The organism is Cupriavidus sp. C2SS-8b (genome assembly GCF_057073745.1).
Genome location: NZ_CP172716.1, coordinates 3,327,253 through 3,340,343 on the forward strand (window position 1 = coordinate 3,327,253; position 13,091 = coordinate 3,340,343).

Here is a 13,091-nt window from a genome sequence, read left to right on the forward strand (position 1 = left end):
TCCTTTCAGATGAAGTGTTTGACCAGCTCTTCTATCGCCCCCTGGCGCAAACCTCGGGACGCGGGCCGGTAGTCATACATGCCCCGGCCGAAACCGGGGCGGTTACCGCAACGTGAGGCCAGGGCCTCGCGCCGCAATTACTTGTCCAGACCTGCAGGCGGCCAGTTCTCGAGCTTCATGCCCAGAGTCAGGCCACGCGAGGCGAGGACTTCCTTGATCTCGTTGAGCGACTTGCGACCCAGGTTCGGGGTCTTGAGCAGCTCGTTCTCGGTACGCTGGATCAGGTCGCCGATGTAGTAGATGTTCTCGGCCTTCAGGCAGTTGGCCGAACGCACCGTCAGCTCCAGGTCGTCGACCGGGCGCAGCAGGATCGGATCGATCTGCGGTGCGCGGCTCGAAGCGGCCTCGGCGGCGGACTCGGTGCCTTCCAGCGCAGCGAACACCGACAGCTGGTCAACCAGGATGCGGGCGGACTGGCGAATCGCTTCCTCGGGCGAGATCACGCCGTCGGTTTCGATGTTCATCACCAGCTTGTCCAGGTCGGTACGCTGCTCCACGCGAGCGGATTCGACGGCGTACGACACACGGCGCACCGGCGAGAACGAGGCGTCCAGCACGATACGGCCGATCACCTTGCTCGATTCGTCGCCGAACTTGCGCACGTTGCCCGGCACGTAGCCGCGGCCTTGCTCGACCTTGATCTGCATGTCCAGCTTGCCGCCGGCAGACAGGTGGGCGATGACGTGGTTCGGGTTGATGATCTCGACATCGTGCGGCAGCTCGATATCGGCCGCCGTGACGATGCCTTCACCGTCCTTGCGCAGCGAAACCGTGACTTCGTCGCGGTTGTGCAGCTTGAACACGACACCCTTCAGGTTGAGCAGCAGGTTGACGACGTCTTCCTGCACACCGTCGATGGTGGAATATTCATGGACCACCCCAGCGATCGTCACTTCGGTCGGGGCATAGCCGACCATCGACGACAGCAGCACGCGACGCAGGGCATTACCGAGCGTATGGCCGTAGCCGCGCTCGAACGGCTCCATCACGACTTTGGCGTGATGATCGCCCAACGGCTCGACGGCGATGATTTTTGGCTTGAGGAGTGCTGTTTGCATTAGGTTGTCCTTTTCAATACCCTCGGCTCGTTACACCGATAAGGCTGACGTTTGGAACCTGAAAGACCCATCGCGCGATGGGCAACAAGCCCGACCGCGCGTATAGCGCGGCGGGCTGTAAGAGAGGCCTTGCGGGAATCGCAAGCTCGAACCGTTCTGTTCGGCGGTCCGGCGGATTAACGCGAGTACAGTTCGACGATCAGGCTTTCGTTGATGTCGCCGGCGATGTCGGCGCGATCCGGAGCCTGCTTGAAAGTACCTTCGAACTTCTTGGCGTCCACGGCAACCCAGGTCGGGAAGCCCGACTGCTCGGCCAGCGACAGCGCTTCAGCGATACGCACTTGCTTCTTCGACTGCTCGCGGATGGAGATCACGTCGCCCGACTTGACCTGGGCCGACGGCACGTTCAGGGCCTGGCCGTTCACCAGGATCGCCTTGTGCGACACCAGCTGGCGCGCTTCAGCGCGGGTCGAGCCGAAGCCCATGCGGTACACCACGTTGTCCAGACGCGATTCCAGCAGTTGCAGCAGCTTTTCGCCGGTGTTGCCCTTGCGGCGGTCGGCTTCAGCGAAGTAGCGGCGGAACTGGCGCTCGAGCACACCGTAGATGCGCTTGACCTTCTGCTTTTCGCGCAGCTGGTTGCCGTAGTCGGAGGTGCGGGCACCCGAGGTGCGGCCATGCTGGCCCGGCTTGCTGTCCAGCTTGCACTTGTCGGCCAGCGAACGGCGCGAGCTCTTCAGGAACAGGTCGGTGCCTTCACGGCGGGAAAGTTTGGCCTTCGGGCCGGTATAACGTGCCACGTTGTCTTCCTTTGTTCGATCACGGCGCCTGTCTTGACGCGCCGCGAGTCCGCCAACGCTGTGCTACCGGGAATCCCGGAGACCGTGACGGACGGTGGGCTTATGACGCGCGCCCCGTTGCCGGGTACGACGCAAAAAGCATTTTCCAATGCGCGGGCATTCTGAATGCGCTGAATGCAACATTCTAGCCGCGCAAAACGAAAACCTGCCGCATCAGATGCAGCAGGTCAACGCGCGATACTACCATATCCGAAACCGGCAGGTAAACCCGCCGGCCCGGACACGCCAACGCTCAGATGCGGCGACGCTTCGGCGGACGGCAGCCGTTGTGCGGAATCGGCGTGACGTCTTCGATGATAGCGATCTTGATGCCCAGCGCGTTCAGCGCGCGGACAGCCGATTCACGACCCGGGCCGGGGCCCTTGATGCGCACTTCCAGGTTCTTGATACCCTGGTCTTGCGCCACGCGGCCGGCGTTCTCGGCAGCAACCTGGGCAGCGAACGGGGTCGACTTGCGCGAACCCTTGAAGCCCTGGCCACCGGCGGTCGCCCACGACAGGGCGTTGCCCTGGCGGTCGGTGATCGTGATGATGGTGTTGTTGAACGAGGCGTGGACGTGCGCAATGCCGTCGGCAACGTTCTTCTTGACCTTTTTACGCGCGCGAGCGGCGTTATTCGGACCTTTTGCCATTAGTTTCTTCCTCTGCCTTGGGCTTTACTTCTTCAGAGCCACGCCGGCCTTGCGCGGACCCTTGCGGGTACGTGCGTTGGTACGGGTACGCTGACCGCGCATGGGCAGGCCCTTGCGGTGACGCATGCCACGATAGCAACCAAGGTCCATGAGACGCTTGATGTTCATCGTGGTTTCACGACGCAGGTCACCCTCGACCGTGACCTTGCCCACTTCGTCACGAAGCTTTTCCAGGTCGGCGTCGGTCAGATCCTTGACCTTCTTGTCAAACGGTACACCGGTGGCCTCGCAAATCTTGCGAGCGCGCGAGCGGCCGACACCATAAATAGCCGTCAGGCCGATTTCGGTGTGCTTGTGGTTCGGGATGTTAACCCCTGCGATACGTGCCATTCGTCAATCCTCTTTCCGATTAGCCTTGGCGTTGCTTGTGGCGGGGATCCGACGAGCAGATCACGCGCACGACACCGTTGCGCTTGATGATTTTGCAGTTGCGGCAAATGCGCTTAACAGAAGCCAGCACTTTCATAATATTTCCTCTTCCTTCAATTCCTGTTCGCTCACTTCGTCCGGAAGACGATCCGTGCGCGCCATACCTTGTCTGTCCCGATCTGAATCAGCGCAGGGTCAGGTTGCCCTTAAAGTTCGCTTTCTTCAGCAACGATTCATACTGCTGCGACATGACGTAGGACTGAACCTGGGCCATGAAGTCCATCGTGACGACCACGATGATCAGCAGCGAAGTCCCGCCAAAATAGAACGGAACGTTCCAGCGCAGCACCAGGAATTCCGGCAACAGGCAGACCAGTGTGATGTAGATCGCACCAGCCAGCGTCAGACGCACCAGAATCTTGTCGATGTAGCGCGTCGTCTGCTCGCCCGGACGAATGCCCGGAATGAAGGCACCGCTTTTCTTCAGGTTGTCCGCCACTTCACGACTGTTGTACACCAGAGCCGTATAGAAGAAGCAGAAAAATATAATCGCAGCAGCGTACAGCAGGATGTAGACCGGCTGGCCCGGCGACAGCGTGGCAGCCAGGTCCTTGATGAACCTGCCAACCGCACCGGTCGACTGGGACGTGAACCAGCCTGCAATCGTCGCCGGGAACAGGATGATCGACGATGCAAAGATCGGCGGAATCACCCCTGCCATGTTCAGCTTCAGCGGCAGGTGCGACGACTGACCGCCGTACACCTTGTTGCCGACCTGACGCTTGGCATAGTTCACCAGGATCTTGCGCTGGCCACGCTCGACAAACACCACGGCGAAGGTCACAGCGACCACGATCGCTACGATGAAGATCGCCGCGATGATGCTCATGGAACCTGTGCGGACCAGTTCAAACAGCCCGCCGATCGCGTTGGGCAAGCCCGCCGCGATACCGCCGAAAATGATGATCGAGATGCCGTTGCCCAGACCACGTTCAGTGATCTGCTCACCCAGCCACATCAGGAACATCGTGCCGGTCACTAGCGTGATCACCGCCGTAGCCCGGAACATCAGGCCCGGATCGATCACCAACCCTGGCTGCGACTCCAGTGCGACCGCAATCGACAGCGCCTGGAACGTGGCAAGAACCACGGTGCCGTAACGCGTGTATTGCGTGATCTTGCGCTGCCCTGCCTGCCCTTCCTTCTTCAACGACTCCAGCTGCGGCAGCACGATCGTCAGCAATTGCATGATGATCGACGCCGAGATGTACGGCATGATGCCGAGCGCGAAGACGGTAAAGCGCGACAGCGCCCCGCCCGAGAACAGGTTGAACATCCCGAGGATGCCACCCGACTGACTCTGGAAAAGCTTCGCGAGCTGATCCGGATCGATTCCGGGCACCGGAATATGTGCACCGATGCGGTAAACGATCAGGGCCATCACCAGGAACATCAGCCGGCGCTTGAGGTCGCCGTACTTCGCCGTGTTCCGGGCTTGCGCGCTTGCATTGGGTTTCGCCGTGGCCAAACGATGCTCCGACTATGACTGCCTATGCTGCGATAAATGCCTGTCAGGCTGCGATCTGGCCGCCGGCGGCTTCGATCGCTGCCTTGGCGCCAGCAGTGGCGCCCAGACCCTTGATCGACACCTTGCGGGTCAGTTCACCGGCCTTGATGACCTTGGCGCTCTTGACCAGCTCGCCTACCAGGCCAGCTTGCTTCAGGACCAGCAGGTCGACTTCGGTCGCTTCCAGGCGCTCGATGTCACGCAGCGAGACTTCGGCCGTGAAGGCCTTGGTCAGCGACGTGAAGCCGCGCTTCGGCAGACGACGATACAGCGGCATTTGACCGCCTTCGAAGCCCACCTTGTGGAAGCCGCCCGAACGCGACTTCTGACCCTTGTGACCGCGACCGGCAGTCTTGCCCAGGCCGGAGCCGATACCGCGGCCGACGCGACGCTTGGCGTGCTTCGAACCGGCGGCCGGTTTCAGGTTGTTCAGTTGCATCTTGCTCTCCGAAGTCCCGGTATCAGGCCAGAACCTTGACCAGGTACGAGACCTTGTTGATCATGCCGCGCACGGCGGGCGTGTCCTGCAGCTCCGACACCGAGTTGATGCGGCGCAGGCCCAGACCACGCACGGTGGCGCGATGATCCTCGCGCGTGCCGATGAGGCTGCGCACGAGTTGCACTTTTACGGTTTTCTGCGACATTGCGTTCACCTTAACCCAGGATGTCTTCGACCGACTTGCCACGCTTGGCGGCGATTTCGCCCGGCGTGCTCATCTTCTGAAGGCCGTCCAGCGTGGCGCGAACCATGTTGTACGGGTTGGTGGAGCCGTGCGATTTGGTCACCACGTTGGTGACGCCCATCACTTCGAAGATCGCGCGCATCGGGCCGCCGGCGATCACGCCAGTACCTTCCTTCGCGGGCATCATCAGCACCTTGGCGGCGCCATGCTTGCCAACGACTTCGTGTTGCAGCGTGCCGTTCTTCAGCGAGACCTTGACCATCTTGCGACGGGCTTCGTCCATTGCCTTCTGAACTGCCACCGGCACTTCCTTGGCCTTGCCCTTGCCCATGCCGATGCGGCCATCGCCGTCACCAACCACGGTCAGCGCAGCGAAACCGAGAATCCGGCCACCCTTCACCACCTTGGTGACACGGTTGACCGAGATCATCTTCTCGCGGAGGCCGTCGTCGCGTTCGTCCTGTTGGACTTTTGCTTGCATCTTTGCCATGACGTATCTCTCTTTATCCGCTTAGAACTTCAGGCCGGCTTCGCGGGCGGCGTCTGCCAGGGCCTTCACGCGGCCATGGAAACGGAAGCCGGCGCGATCGAACGCGACGGTTTCCACGCCGGCAGCCTTCGCCTTCTCGGCGATGCGCTTGCCCACTGCGGTAGCGGCAGCGGCGGTAGCGCCCTTGCCATCCAGTTCCTTGCGCACTTCCACCTCTGCGGTCGAAGCCGAAGCCAGCACCTTGGTGCCGCACTCCGAGAAGACCTGGGCGTAAATATGCGAATTCGTACGGAACACGGTCAGACGATTGACTTTCATCTCCGCGATCTTGGCGCGGGTCTGACGTGCACGGCGCAAACGAGCGTCTTTCTTGTTCATCATTGCACCCCTTACTTCTTCTTGGTTTCCTTCAGGATGACGCGCTCGTCGCTGTAGCGAACACCCTTGCCCTTGTAGGGCTCAGGCGGACGGTACGCGCGAACTTCCGCGGCAACCTGACCGACTTTCTGCTTGTCCGCACCCTTGATGATGATCTCCGTCTGCGTCGGCGTCGTAGCCGTTACGCCTTCCGGCATCTCATGGATCACGTCGTGCGAGAAACCAAGCTGGAGCTTCAGCGCAGCGCCTTGCAGCTGGGCACGGTAGCCCACGCCAACGAGGTTCAGCTTGCGCTCGAAACCGGTGGTCACACCCTTGACCATGTTTGCCGCCAGGGCGCGCATGGTGCCTTGCAGGGCGTTTGCTTCACGCGACTCGTCAGCCGGTGCGAAGGTCAGCGTGTCGTTCTCGACATTGACCTTGACCAGGCTGTGAATCGGTTGCGACAGCGTACCCAGCGGACCCTTCACGGAGAGCACGCCAGCTGCCACATTCACTTCCGCGCCTTTGGGCAGCGCGATGGGAGCCTTACCTACACGGGACATGTTCTCTCCTTAAGCGACGTAGCAGAGAACTTCGCCACCCACGCCAGTGGCGCGAGCCTTGCGGTCGGTCATCAGACCCTGCGGGGTCGAGATGATCGCCACACCGAGGCCGTTCATCACTTGCGGGATGTCGCTGCGGCCCTTGTACACGCGCAGACCGGGCTTCGAGACGCGTTCGATGCGCTCGATCACCGGACGGCCGGCGTAGTACTTGAGGCCGATGCTCAGTTGTGCCTTGCCGCCATCTTCCTGGACGGCGTAGTCGTCGATGTAGCCTTCGTCCTTCAGGACCTTGGCGATTGCCACTTTCAGCTTCGACGACGGCATGACAACCGACGCTTTCTGCACGCCCTGGGCGTTGCGGATGCGCGTCAGCATATCGGCGATAGGATCGCTCATGCTCATACTGTTTCTCCTGTAGCCTGTGCGTAATTACCAGCTGGCTTTCGTCAGACCCGGGATTTCGCCCTTGAAGGCGATTTCGCGGATCTTGTTACGCGCCAGGCCAAACTTGCGGAAGGTACCGCGGGGACGACCGGTGATCGCGCAGCGGTTACGCTGGCGGGTCGGGTTCGCGTTGCGCGGGAGCTGTTGCAGCTCCAGGCGCGCCATGTAACGCTCTTCTTCCGACTTTTCTTGGTCGTCAATAATGGCCTTGAGGGCAGCGCGCTTGGGGGCGAACTTCGCCGCCAGCTTGGCGCGCTTCTTCTCACGTTCAATCAGAGCCAGTTTAGCCACGGTTACCCCTTAATTGCGGAACGGGAACTTGAACGCACCGAGGAGTGCCTTGGCTTCCTCGTCGTTCTTTGCCGTCGTCGTGATGCTGATGTTCAGACCACGCAGTGCGTCGATCTTGTCGTACTCGATTTCGGGGAAAATGATCTGCTCTTTCACACCGATGTTGTAGTTGCCACGACCGTCGAACGAACGGCCCGACACACCACGGAAGTCACGCACGCGCGGCAGGGCCACGGTGACGAAACGATCGAGGAATTCGAACATGCGCTCGCCACGCAGGGTCACCATCGCACCGATGGGGTAGCCCTGGCGGATCTTGAAGCCGGCGATGGCCTTCTTGGCCTTCGTCACCACGGGCTTCTGACCAGCGATCTTGGTCAGGTCGCCAACGGCGTTTTCAATGATCTTCTTGTCATTGATGGCTTCGCCAAGACCCATGTTCAGGGTGATCTTGGTGATGCGCGGCACTTCCATGACCGACTTGTAACCGAACTGTTCGATCAGCTTCGGCACAACCTTATCTTTGTAGAACTCTTGCAGACGTGCTGCCATGCTCAACTCCTAAACGTGCCCAGAATCAAGCTGCCACGACGGCGCCGGTGGTCTTCAGCACGCGCACGCGCTTGCCGTCTTCCACCTTGATGCCGACGCGCGACGGCTTGCCATTGGCATCCACGAGCGCAACGTTGGAAATATGCAGAGGCATGACCTTGTCGACCACGCCACCGGTGGTGCCCAGCATCGGGTTCGGGCGGGCGTGCTTCTTCGCAACGTTCACGCCTTCCACTGCAACCTTGTCGCCGAGCACGGCTTGCACGGTACCGCGCTTGCCCTTGTCTTTGCCGGTCAGGACGATGACTTCGTCGCCCTTGCGAATCTTGTTCATGTCGGCTCCTTACAGCACTTCCGGAGCGAGCGACACGATCTTCATGAAGCGCTCGGTACGGAGTTCACGAGTCACCGGCCCGAAGATACGGGTGCCGATCGGCTCGAGCTTGTTGTTCAGCAGGACGGCGGCATTGCTGTCGAACTTGACGAGCGAACCGTCTGCACGGCGAACGCCCTTGGCAGTACGCACGACAACGGCGTTGTAGATGTCGCCCTTCTTCACGCGACCGCGAGGCGCTGCGTCCTTGACGGTCACCTTGATGATGTCGCCCACGCTCGCGTAGCGGCGCTTGGACCCACCCAGCACTTTGATGCACAGCACTTCGCGCGCACCAGTGTTATCGGCCACTTCGAGCCGGCTTTCTGTCTGAATCATGGTGTTTGTCTTCCCAACTTAATCCGCCAGGTGCAAAAACGCCTGCCGGTCAGTCTTGGTCCCGTAGGCTCCGGCTTTGCGCCAGCTCCGTATGGGTTGATCAACTTTGAGTCGGTAGGAACCTGGCACTCCCGACTGACGTCGGGCCACCTGGCCCTGGCTCGCTCAACAGGTCCGCCCGGGTGGTACAGCTAAGGCGAACGCAATAAAGCGGAAGTCCAGGATTATAGCTACATAATCCTGGACTTGCAAGTCAAGCTAAGAACGTGTTGTTCTTAGATGACGCGTGCAGCCTCTACCAGCCGGGAAACCACCCAGGACTTGGTCCGCGACAGCGGACGGCCTTCCTGGATTTCGACCTTGTCGCCTTCCTTGTACTGGTTGGCTTCGTCGTGTGCGTGGTACTTCTTGGAACGCAGCACGTACTTGCCGTACAGGGGATGCTTGACGCGGTTTTCAACCAAGACCGTAACGGTCTTGTCCATCTTGTCGCTTACCACACGACCGACGAGGGTGCGGCGAAGCGACGTTTCCGTTTTTGCAGCTTCAGTCATTTCGCGTTCGCCTTTTCAGTCAGCACGGTTTGCACTCGCGCGATGTCCTTGCGAACCTTCTTCAGCTGGCTGGAATTCTGCAGCTGTTGGGTTGCCTTTTGCATGCGCAGGCTAAATTGGGCCTTCAGCAGCTCGGAGAGCTCCTGGTTCAGGCCTGCGGCGTCCTTGCCGCGAAGTTCGGATGCTTTCATCCCTGCTCTCCTTACGTCCCGACCTGGCGCACCACGAAATTGGTGGCGATCGGCAGCTTGGCCGCGGCGAGGCGGAACGCCTCACGTGCCAGATCTTCGCTCACACCATCCATCTCGTAGAGCATCTTGCCCGGCTGGATTTCAGCCACGTAGTACTCCGGATTGCCCTTGCCGTTACCCATACGGACTTCGGCGGGCTTCTTCGAGATCGGCTTGTCCGGGAAGATACGAATCCAGATGCGGCCGCCACGCTTGATGTGACGGGTCATCGCACGACGTGCCGACTCGATCTGACGAGCGGTCAGGCGGCCACGGCCCATGGCCTTCAGGCCGAATTCGCCGAAAGACACGGCGTTGCCACGGGTAGCCTTACCCGTGTTGCGGCCTTTCTGCTCCTTGCGGTACTTTCTGCGCTTAGGTTGCAGCATCGTTATTCTCCACTCTTCGCATCTGCGCCAGGCGCAGCGCGGCGACCGGCACCGGCGCCACCGCGACGGTTGCCACCCGGGCGGCCTTCGCCTTCACGGCGGCGGCCTTCCGGACGACCCGGACGACGACGACGGTCGTCTTGCGGCTCTTCCACCACCGGCGCGTCATTGCGGCCGAGGTGATCACCCTTGTAGACCCACACCTTGACACCGATGATGCCGTAGGTGGTTTCTGCTTCGGAGAAGCCGTAGTCGATGTCGGCGCGCAGGGTGTGCAGGGGCACACGGCCTTCGCGGTACCACTCGGTACGTGCGATTTCGATACCGTTCAGACGGCCGGCGCTCATGATCTTGATGCCCTGGGCGCCCAGACGCATGGCGTTCTGCATGGCACGCTTCATGGCGCGGCGGAACATGATGCGGCGTTCGAGCTGCTGGGTGATCGAGTCAGCGATCAGCTGAGCATCGGTTTCCGGCTTGCGGATTTCCTCGATGTTCACGTGCACGGGCACGCCCATGCGACGCTGCAGTTCAGCCTTCAGCAGTTCGATGTCCTCGCCCTTCTTGCCGATCACCACGCCCGGACGCGAGCTGTAAATGGTGATGCGTGCATTGCGGGCCGGACGCTCGATGACCACGCGGCCAACCGATGCGTTCTTCAGCTTCTTCTTCAGGAAGTCCCGAACTTCGATGTCTTCCTTCAGCATGCCGGCGAACTTCGTGTTGTTGGCGTACCAACGCGAAGCCCAGTTACGGCTGACGGCCAGACGGAAGCCAGTCGGATGAATCTTCTGTCCCATCGTGACTCCTTAGTTGCCGAGCGTCACAGTGATGTGACAAGTTTGTTTCTCGATGCGGTTGCCGCGGCCCTTAGCCCGTGCCGTGAAGCGCTTGAGCGAGGTTGCCTTGTCGACGTAGATCGATTTGACCTTGAGTTCGTCGATGTCGGCGCCTTCGTTGTGCTCGGCGTTGGCGATGGCCGATTCGACCACCTTCTTCACGATCCCGGCAGCCTTTTTCGGGCTGAAGGCCAGGACGTTGAGCGCGCGCTCGATCGGCAGACCACGGATCTGGTCAGCGACCAGGCGCGTCTTCTGGGCGGAGATGCGGGCACCGCGATGAATCGCTTTCACTTCCATGATGGCACCTTACCTCTTCGCTTTCTTGTCAGCCGCGTGGCCCTTGAACGTGCGGGTGAGCGCAAATTCGCCGAGCTTGTGGCCAACCATGTTTTCCGTGACATACACCGGCACGTGTTGACGGCCGTTGTGCACGGCGATCGTCAGGCCAATGAAATCCGGCATGATGGTCGAGCGGCGCGACCATGTCTTAATGGGCTTCTTGTCCTTGCCGCCGACAGCTGCTTCCACCTTCTTCAGCAGGTGGGCGTCGCAGAACGGACCCTTTTTAGCGGAACGAGTCATATCTTTAGCTCCTACCTACCGATTAGCGCTTGTGGCGCTTCTGGACGATCATGCTGTCCGTGCGCTTGTTGCTGCGGGTGCGGTAGCCCTTGGCCGGGGTACCCCACGGCGACACAGGATCGCGACCAGCAGCGGTCTTGCCCTCACCACCACCGTGCGGGTGGTCGACCGGGTTCATCACAACGCCGCGGACCGTCGGGCGGATACCGCGCCAACGGGTCGCACCGGCCTTGCCGATAACGCGCAGGCTGTGCTCTTCGTTGCCCACTTCACCGATGGTGGCGCGGCATTCGATATGCACGCGACGCACTTCACCGGAGCGCAGACGCACCTGGGCGTACAGACCTTCACGAGCCAGCAGCACGGCGGAACCGCCAGCGGCACGGGCAACCTGGGCGCCCTTGCCCGGCATGATTTCCACGTTGTTGATCGTGGTACCAACCGGAATGTTGCGGATCGGCAGGTTGTTGCCAGCCTTGATCGGGGCTTCCGCACCGTTCATCAGCGCCTGACCGGCAATCATGCCCTTGGTCGCGATGATGTAGCGGCGCTCGCCGTCGGCGAACAGCACCAGCGCAATGTTCGCGCTGCGGTTCGGATCGTATTCCAGGCGCTCGACCTTGGCGGCGATGCCGTCCTTGTCGTTGCGCTTGAAGTCGACCACGCGGTAGTGGTGCTTATGACCACCGCCCTTGTGGCGGGTGGTGATATGACCGTTGTTGTTACGGCCCGACTTCTGGAATTGCTTTTCCAGCAGCGGAGCGTGGGGTGCGCCTTTGTGAAGGTCTTTGTTGACCACCTTCACCATCGAGCGACGACCCGGGGAAGTCGGCTTGGTCTTGACGAGTGCCATGATTACTTGGCCTCCGCTTCAAAATTGATTTCCTGACCCGGCTTCAGCGAAACGTAGGCCTTCTTCACGTGGTTGCGACGCCCCATGAAACGGCCAAAGCGCTTTTGCTTGCCCTTCTGGTTCAGGATCTGAACGGACTGCACCTCGACCTTGAACAGCAGTTCGACGGCGGCCTTCACTTCTGCCTTGTTGGCATCGCGAGCCACTTCGAACACGACTTGTTCGTTCTTGTCGGCGACCAGGGTTGCCTTTTCGGAAACCACCGGCGCGAGCAGCACCTGCATCAAACGATGATCGTTCTTGGCTACTTGCGTCATTTCAGCAACTCCTCGATCTGCGCGACGGCTGCCTTGGTCACCAGCACTTTCTTGTAGTGCACGAGCGACAGCGGGTCAGCCTGGCGCGGCTCGACAACTGCCACGTGCGGCAGGTTGCGCGAAGCCAGGTAGAGGTTTTCGTCGAGGCTGTCGGTGATGATCAGCACCGAGTCCAGGCCCATGGCCTTGAACTTGTCGGCCAAGAGCTTGGTCTTGGGCGCGTCGACGGTGAAACCGTCCACCACATTGATACGGCCTTCACGTGCGAGCTGCGAGTAAATCGAGCGCATACCGGCACGGAACATCTTCTTGTTGACCTTCTGGGTGAAGTTCTCTTCCGGCGAATTCGGGAAGATACGACCACCCCCACGCCACAGCGGCGAGGACGACATACCGGCACGAGCACGGCCCGTACCCTTCTGGCGCCACGGCTTCTTGGTCGTGTGCTTGACCTCTTCACGGTCCTTCTGCTTACGGTTACCGCTGCGAGCGTTGGCCTGGTAAGCGACGACGATCTGGTGAACGAGGGCCTCGTTGTAGTCACGGCCGAACACTTCGGCAGAGGCGTCCACGCCCGCGCCGATCTGGCCATTGTCCTGGAGGAGCTTGAGTTCCATTGCT

25 protein-coding genes are annotated in these 13,091 nt (G+C 60.7%); all 25 read right to left on the minus strand.

Going from position 1 to position 13,091, the window contains the following annotated elements; all coding sequences use genetic code 11:
• Positions 1-137 precede the first annotated feature (137 nt).
• Positions 138-1,118, minus strand: a complete 981-nt coding sequence (locus tag ACIGJB_RS15415; RefSeq protein ID WP_011299297.1) for a DNA-directed RNA polymerase subunit alpha — start codon at positions 1,116-1,118, stop codon at positions 138-140.
• 176 nt (positions 1,119-1,294) lie between these two features.
• Positions 1,295-1,918 (minus strand): 30S ribosomal protein S4, encoded by a 624-nt coding sequence (gene rpsD, locus ACIGJB_RS15420; protein WP_483709637.1) that lies wholly within the window; start codon positions 1,916-1,918, stop codon positions 1,295-1,297.
• Between the two features lie 292 nt (positions 1,919-2,210).
• Positions 2,211-2,609: a 30S ribosomal protein S11 gene (gene rpsK / locus ACIGJB_RS15425; protein WP_010812376.1), complete on the minus strand. Its 399-nt coding sequence runs from the start codon at positions 2,607-2,609 to the stop codon at positions 2,211-2,213.
• A gap of 24 nt (positions 2,610-2,633) precedes the next feature.
• Complete coding sequence (gene rpsM, locus ACIGJB_RS15430) at positions 2,634-2,999, minus strand: 30S ribosomal protein S13 (RefSeq protein WP_010812377.1); 366 nt, start codon at positions 2,997-2,999, stop codon at positions 2,634-2,636.
• A gap of 19 nt (positions 3,000-3,018) precedes the next feature.
• Positions 3,019-3,135, minus strand: coding sequence for a 50S ribosomal protein L36 (gene rpmJ, locus ACIGJB_RS15435; RefSeq protein WP_008642959.1), 117 nt, complete (start codon positions 3,133-3,135; stop codon positions 3,019-3,021).
• An 87-nt stretch (positions 3,136-3,222) separates the two neighbouring features.
• Positions 3,223-4,566 carry a preprotein translocase subunit SecY gene (secY, locus tag ACIGJB_RS15440; protein WP_483730592.1) on the minus strand — a complete coding sequence of 448 codons (1,344 nt, stop codon included), beginning with the start codon at positions 4,564-4,566 and terminating at the stop codon, positions 3,223-3,225.
• 43 nt (positions 4,567-4,609) lie between these two features.
• On the minus strand, positions 4,610-5,044 hold the full coding sequence (rplO, locus tag ACIGJB_RS15445) for a 50S ribosomal protein L15 (RefSeq protein WP_483709640.1): 435 nt from the start codon (positions 5,042-5,044) through the stop codon (positions 4,610-4,612).
• A gap of 22 nt (positions 5,045-5,066) precedes the next feature.
• On the minus strand, positions 5,067-5,249 hold the full coding sequence (rpmD, locus tag ACIGJB_RS15450; protein WP_010812381.1) for a 50S ribosomal protein L30: 183 nt from the start codon (positions 5,247-5,249) through the stop codon (positions 5,067-5,069).
• Positions 5,250-5,259: 10 nt separating this feature from the next.
• The gene (rpsE, locus tag ACIGJB_RS15455) at positions 5,260-5,778 is read right to left on the minus strand and encodes a 30S ribosomal protein S5 (protein WP_006160449.1); all 519 of its coding nucleotides are present in this window, start codon (positions 5,776-5,778) and stop codon (positions 5,260-5,262) included.
• 21 nt (positions 5,779-5,799) lie between these two features.
• Entirely contained in the window at positions 5,800-6,156 is a 357-nt protein-coding gene (gene rplR, locus ACIGJB_RS15460) for a 50S ribosomal protein L18 (protein ID WP_211949841.1), read from the minus strand.
• A gap of 11 nt (positions 6,157-6,167) precedes the next feature.
• On the minus strand, positions 6,168-6,701 hold the full coding sequence (rplF, locus tag ACIGJB_RS15465; protein WP_171516800.1) for a 50S ribosomal protein L6: 534 nt from the start codon (positions 6,699-6,701) through the stop codon (positions 6,168-6,170).
• 9 nt (positions 6,702-6,710) lie between these two features.
• A complete protein-coding gene (gene rpsH, locus ACIGJB_RS15470) occupies positions 6,711-7,106 on the minus strand; it encodes a 30S ribosomal protein S8 (protein ID WP_010812384.1) in 396 nt (131 codons plus the stop codon).
• Between the two features lie 27 nt (positions 7,107-7,133).
• The gene (gene rpsN / locus ACIGJB_RS15475) at positions 7,134-7,439 is read right to left on the minus strand and encodes a 30S ribosomal protein S14 (protein WP_011299304.1); all 306 of its coding nucleotides are present in this window, start codon (positions 7,437-7,439) and stop codon (positions 7,134-7,136) included.
• Between the two features lie 9 nt (positions 7,440-7,448).
• Entirely contained in the window at positions 7,449-7,991 is a 543-nt protein-coding gene (gene rplE, locus ACIGJB_RS15480) for a 50S ribosomal protein L5 (RefSeq protein WP_211949839.1), read from the minus strand.
• Positions 7,992-8,016: 25 nt separating this feature from the next.
• A complete protein-coding gene (rplX, locus tag ACIGJB_RS15485) occupies positions 8,017-8,325 on the minus strand; it encodes a 50S ribosomal protein L24 (RefSeq protein ID WP_011299306.1) in 309 nt (102 codons plus the stop codon).
• 9 nt (positions 8,326-8,334) lie between these two features.
• The gene (gene rplN / locus ACIGJB_RS15490; RefSeq protein WP_019451025.1) at positions 8,335-8,703 is read right to left on the minus strand and encodes a 50S ribosomal protein L14; all 369 of its coding nucleotides are present in this window, start codon (positions 8,701-8,703) and stop codon (positions 8,335-8,337) included.
• A 275-nt stretch (positions 8,704-8,978) separates the two neighbouring features.
• On the minus strand, positions 8,979-9,257 hold the full coding sequence (gene rpsQ, locus ACIGJB_RS15495; RefSeq protein ID WP_011299307.1) for a 30S ribosomal protein S17: 279 nt from the start codon (positions 9,255-9,257) through the stop codon (positions 8,979-8,981).
• The gene (rpmC, locus tag ACIGJB_RS15500) at positions 9,254-9,448 is read right to left on the minus strand and encodes a 50S ribosomal protein L29 (RefSeq protein WP_483709644.1); all 195 of its coding nucleotides are present in this window, start codon (positions 9,446-9,448) and stop codon (positions 9,254-9,256) included. Before rpmC ends, rpsQ begins: the two co-directional genes overlap by 4 nt.
• An 11-nt stretch (positions 9,449-9,459) precedes the next feature.
• Positions 9,460-9,876, minus strand: coding sequence for a 50S ribosomal protein L16 (gene rplP / locus ACIGJB_RS15505; RefSeq protein ID WP_010812391.1), 417 nt, complete (start codon positions 9,874-9,876; stop codon positions 9,460-9,462).
• A gap of 2 nt (positions 9,877-9,878) precedes the next feature.
• On the minus strand, positions 9,879-10,676 hold the full coding sequence (rpsC, locus tag ACIGJB_RS15510) for a 30S ribosomal protein S3 (RefSeq protein WP_483709646.1): 798 nt from the start codon (positions 10,674-10,676) through the stop codon (positions 9,879-9,881).
• Between the two features lie 9 nt (positions 10,677-10,685).
• Positions 10,686-11,015, minus strand: coding sequence for a 50S ribosomal protein L22 (gene rplV / locus ACIGJB_RS15515; protein WP_224081396.1), 330 nt, complete (start codon positions 11,013-11,015; stop codon positions 10,686-10,688).
• Positions 11,016-11,024: 9 nt separating this feature from the next.
• Complete coding sequence (gene rpsS / locus ACIGJB_RS15520; protein ID WP_483709647.1) at positions 11,025-11,300, minus strand: 30S ribosomal protein S19; 276 nt, start codon at positions 11,298-11,300, stop codon at positions 11,025-11,027.
• 22 nt (positions 11,301-11,322) lie between these two features.
• Positions 11,323-12,153, minus strand: coding sequence for a 50S ribosomal protein L2 (gene rplB / locus ACIGJB_RS15525; RefSeq protein ID WP_483709648.1), 831 nt, complete (start codon positions 12,151-12,153; stop codon positions 11,323-11,325).
• 2 nt (positions 12,154-12,155) lie between these two features.
• The gene (gene rplW / locus ACIGJB_RS15530; protein WP_006576245.1) at positions 12,156-12,470 is read right to left on the minus strand and encodes a 50S ribosomal protein L23; all 315 of its coding nucleotides are present in this window, start codon (positions 12,468-12,470) and stop codon (positions 12,156-12,158) included.
• Positions 12,467-13,087, minus strand: coding sequence for a 50S ribosomal protein L4 (gene rplD / locus ACIGJB_RS15535; RefSeq protein WP_483730593.1), 621 nt, complete (start codon positions 13,085-13,087; stop codon positions 12,467-12,469). Before rplD ends, rplW begins: the two co-directional genes overlap by 4 nt.
• Between the last annotated feature and the right edge of the window lie 4 nt (positions 13,088-13,091).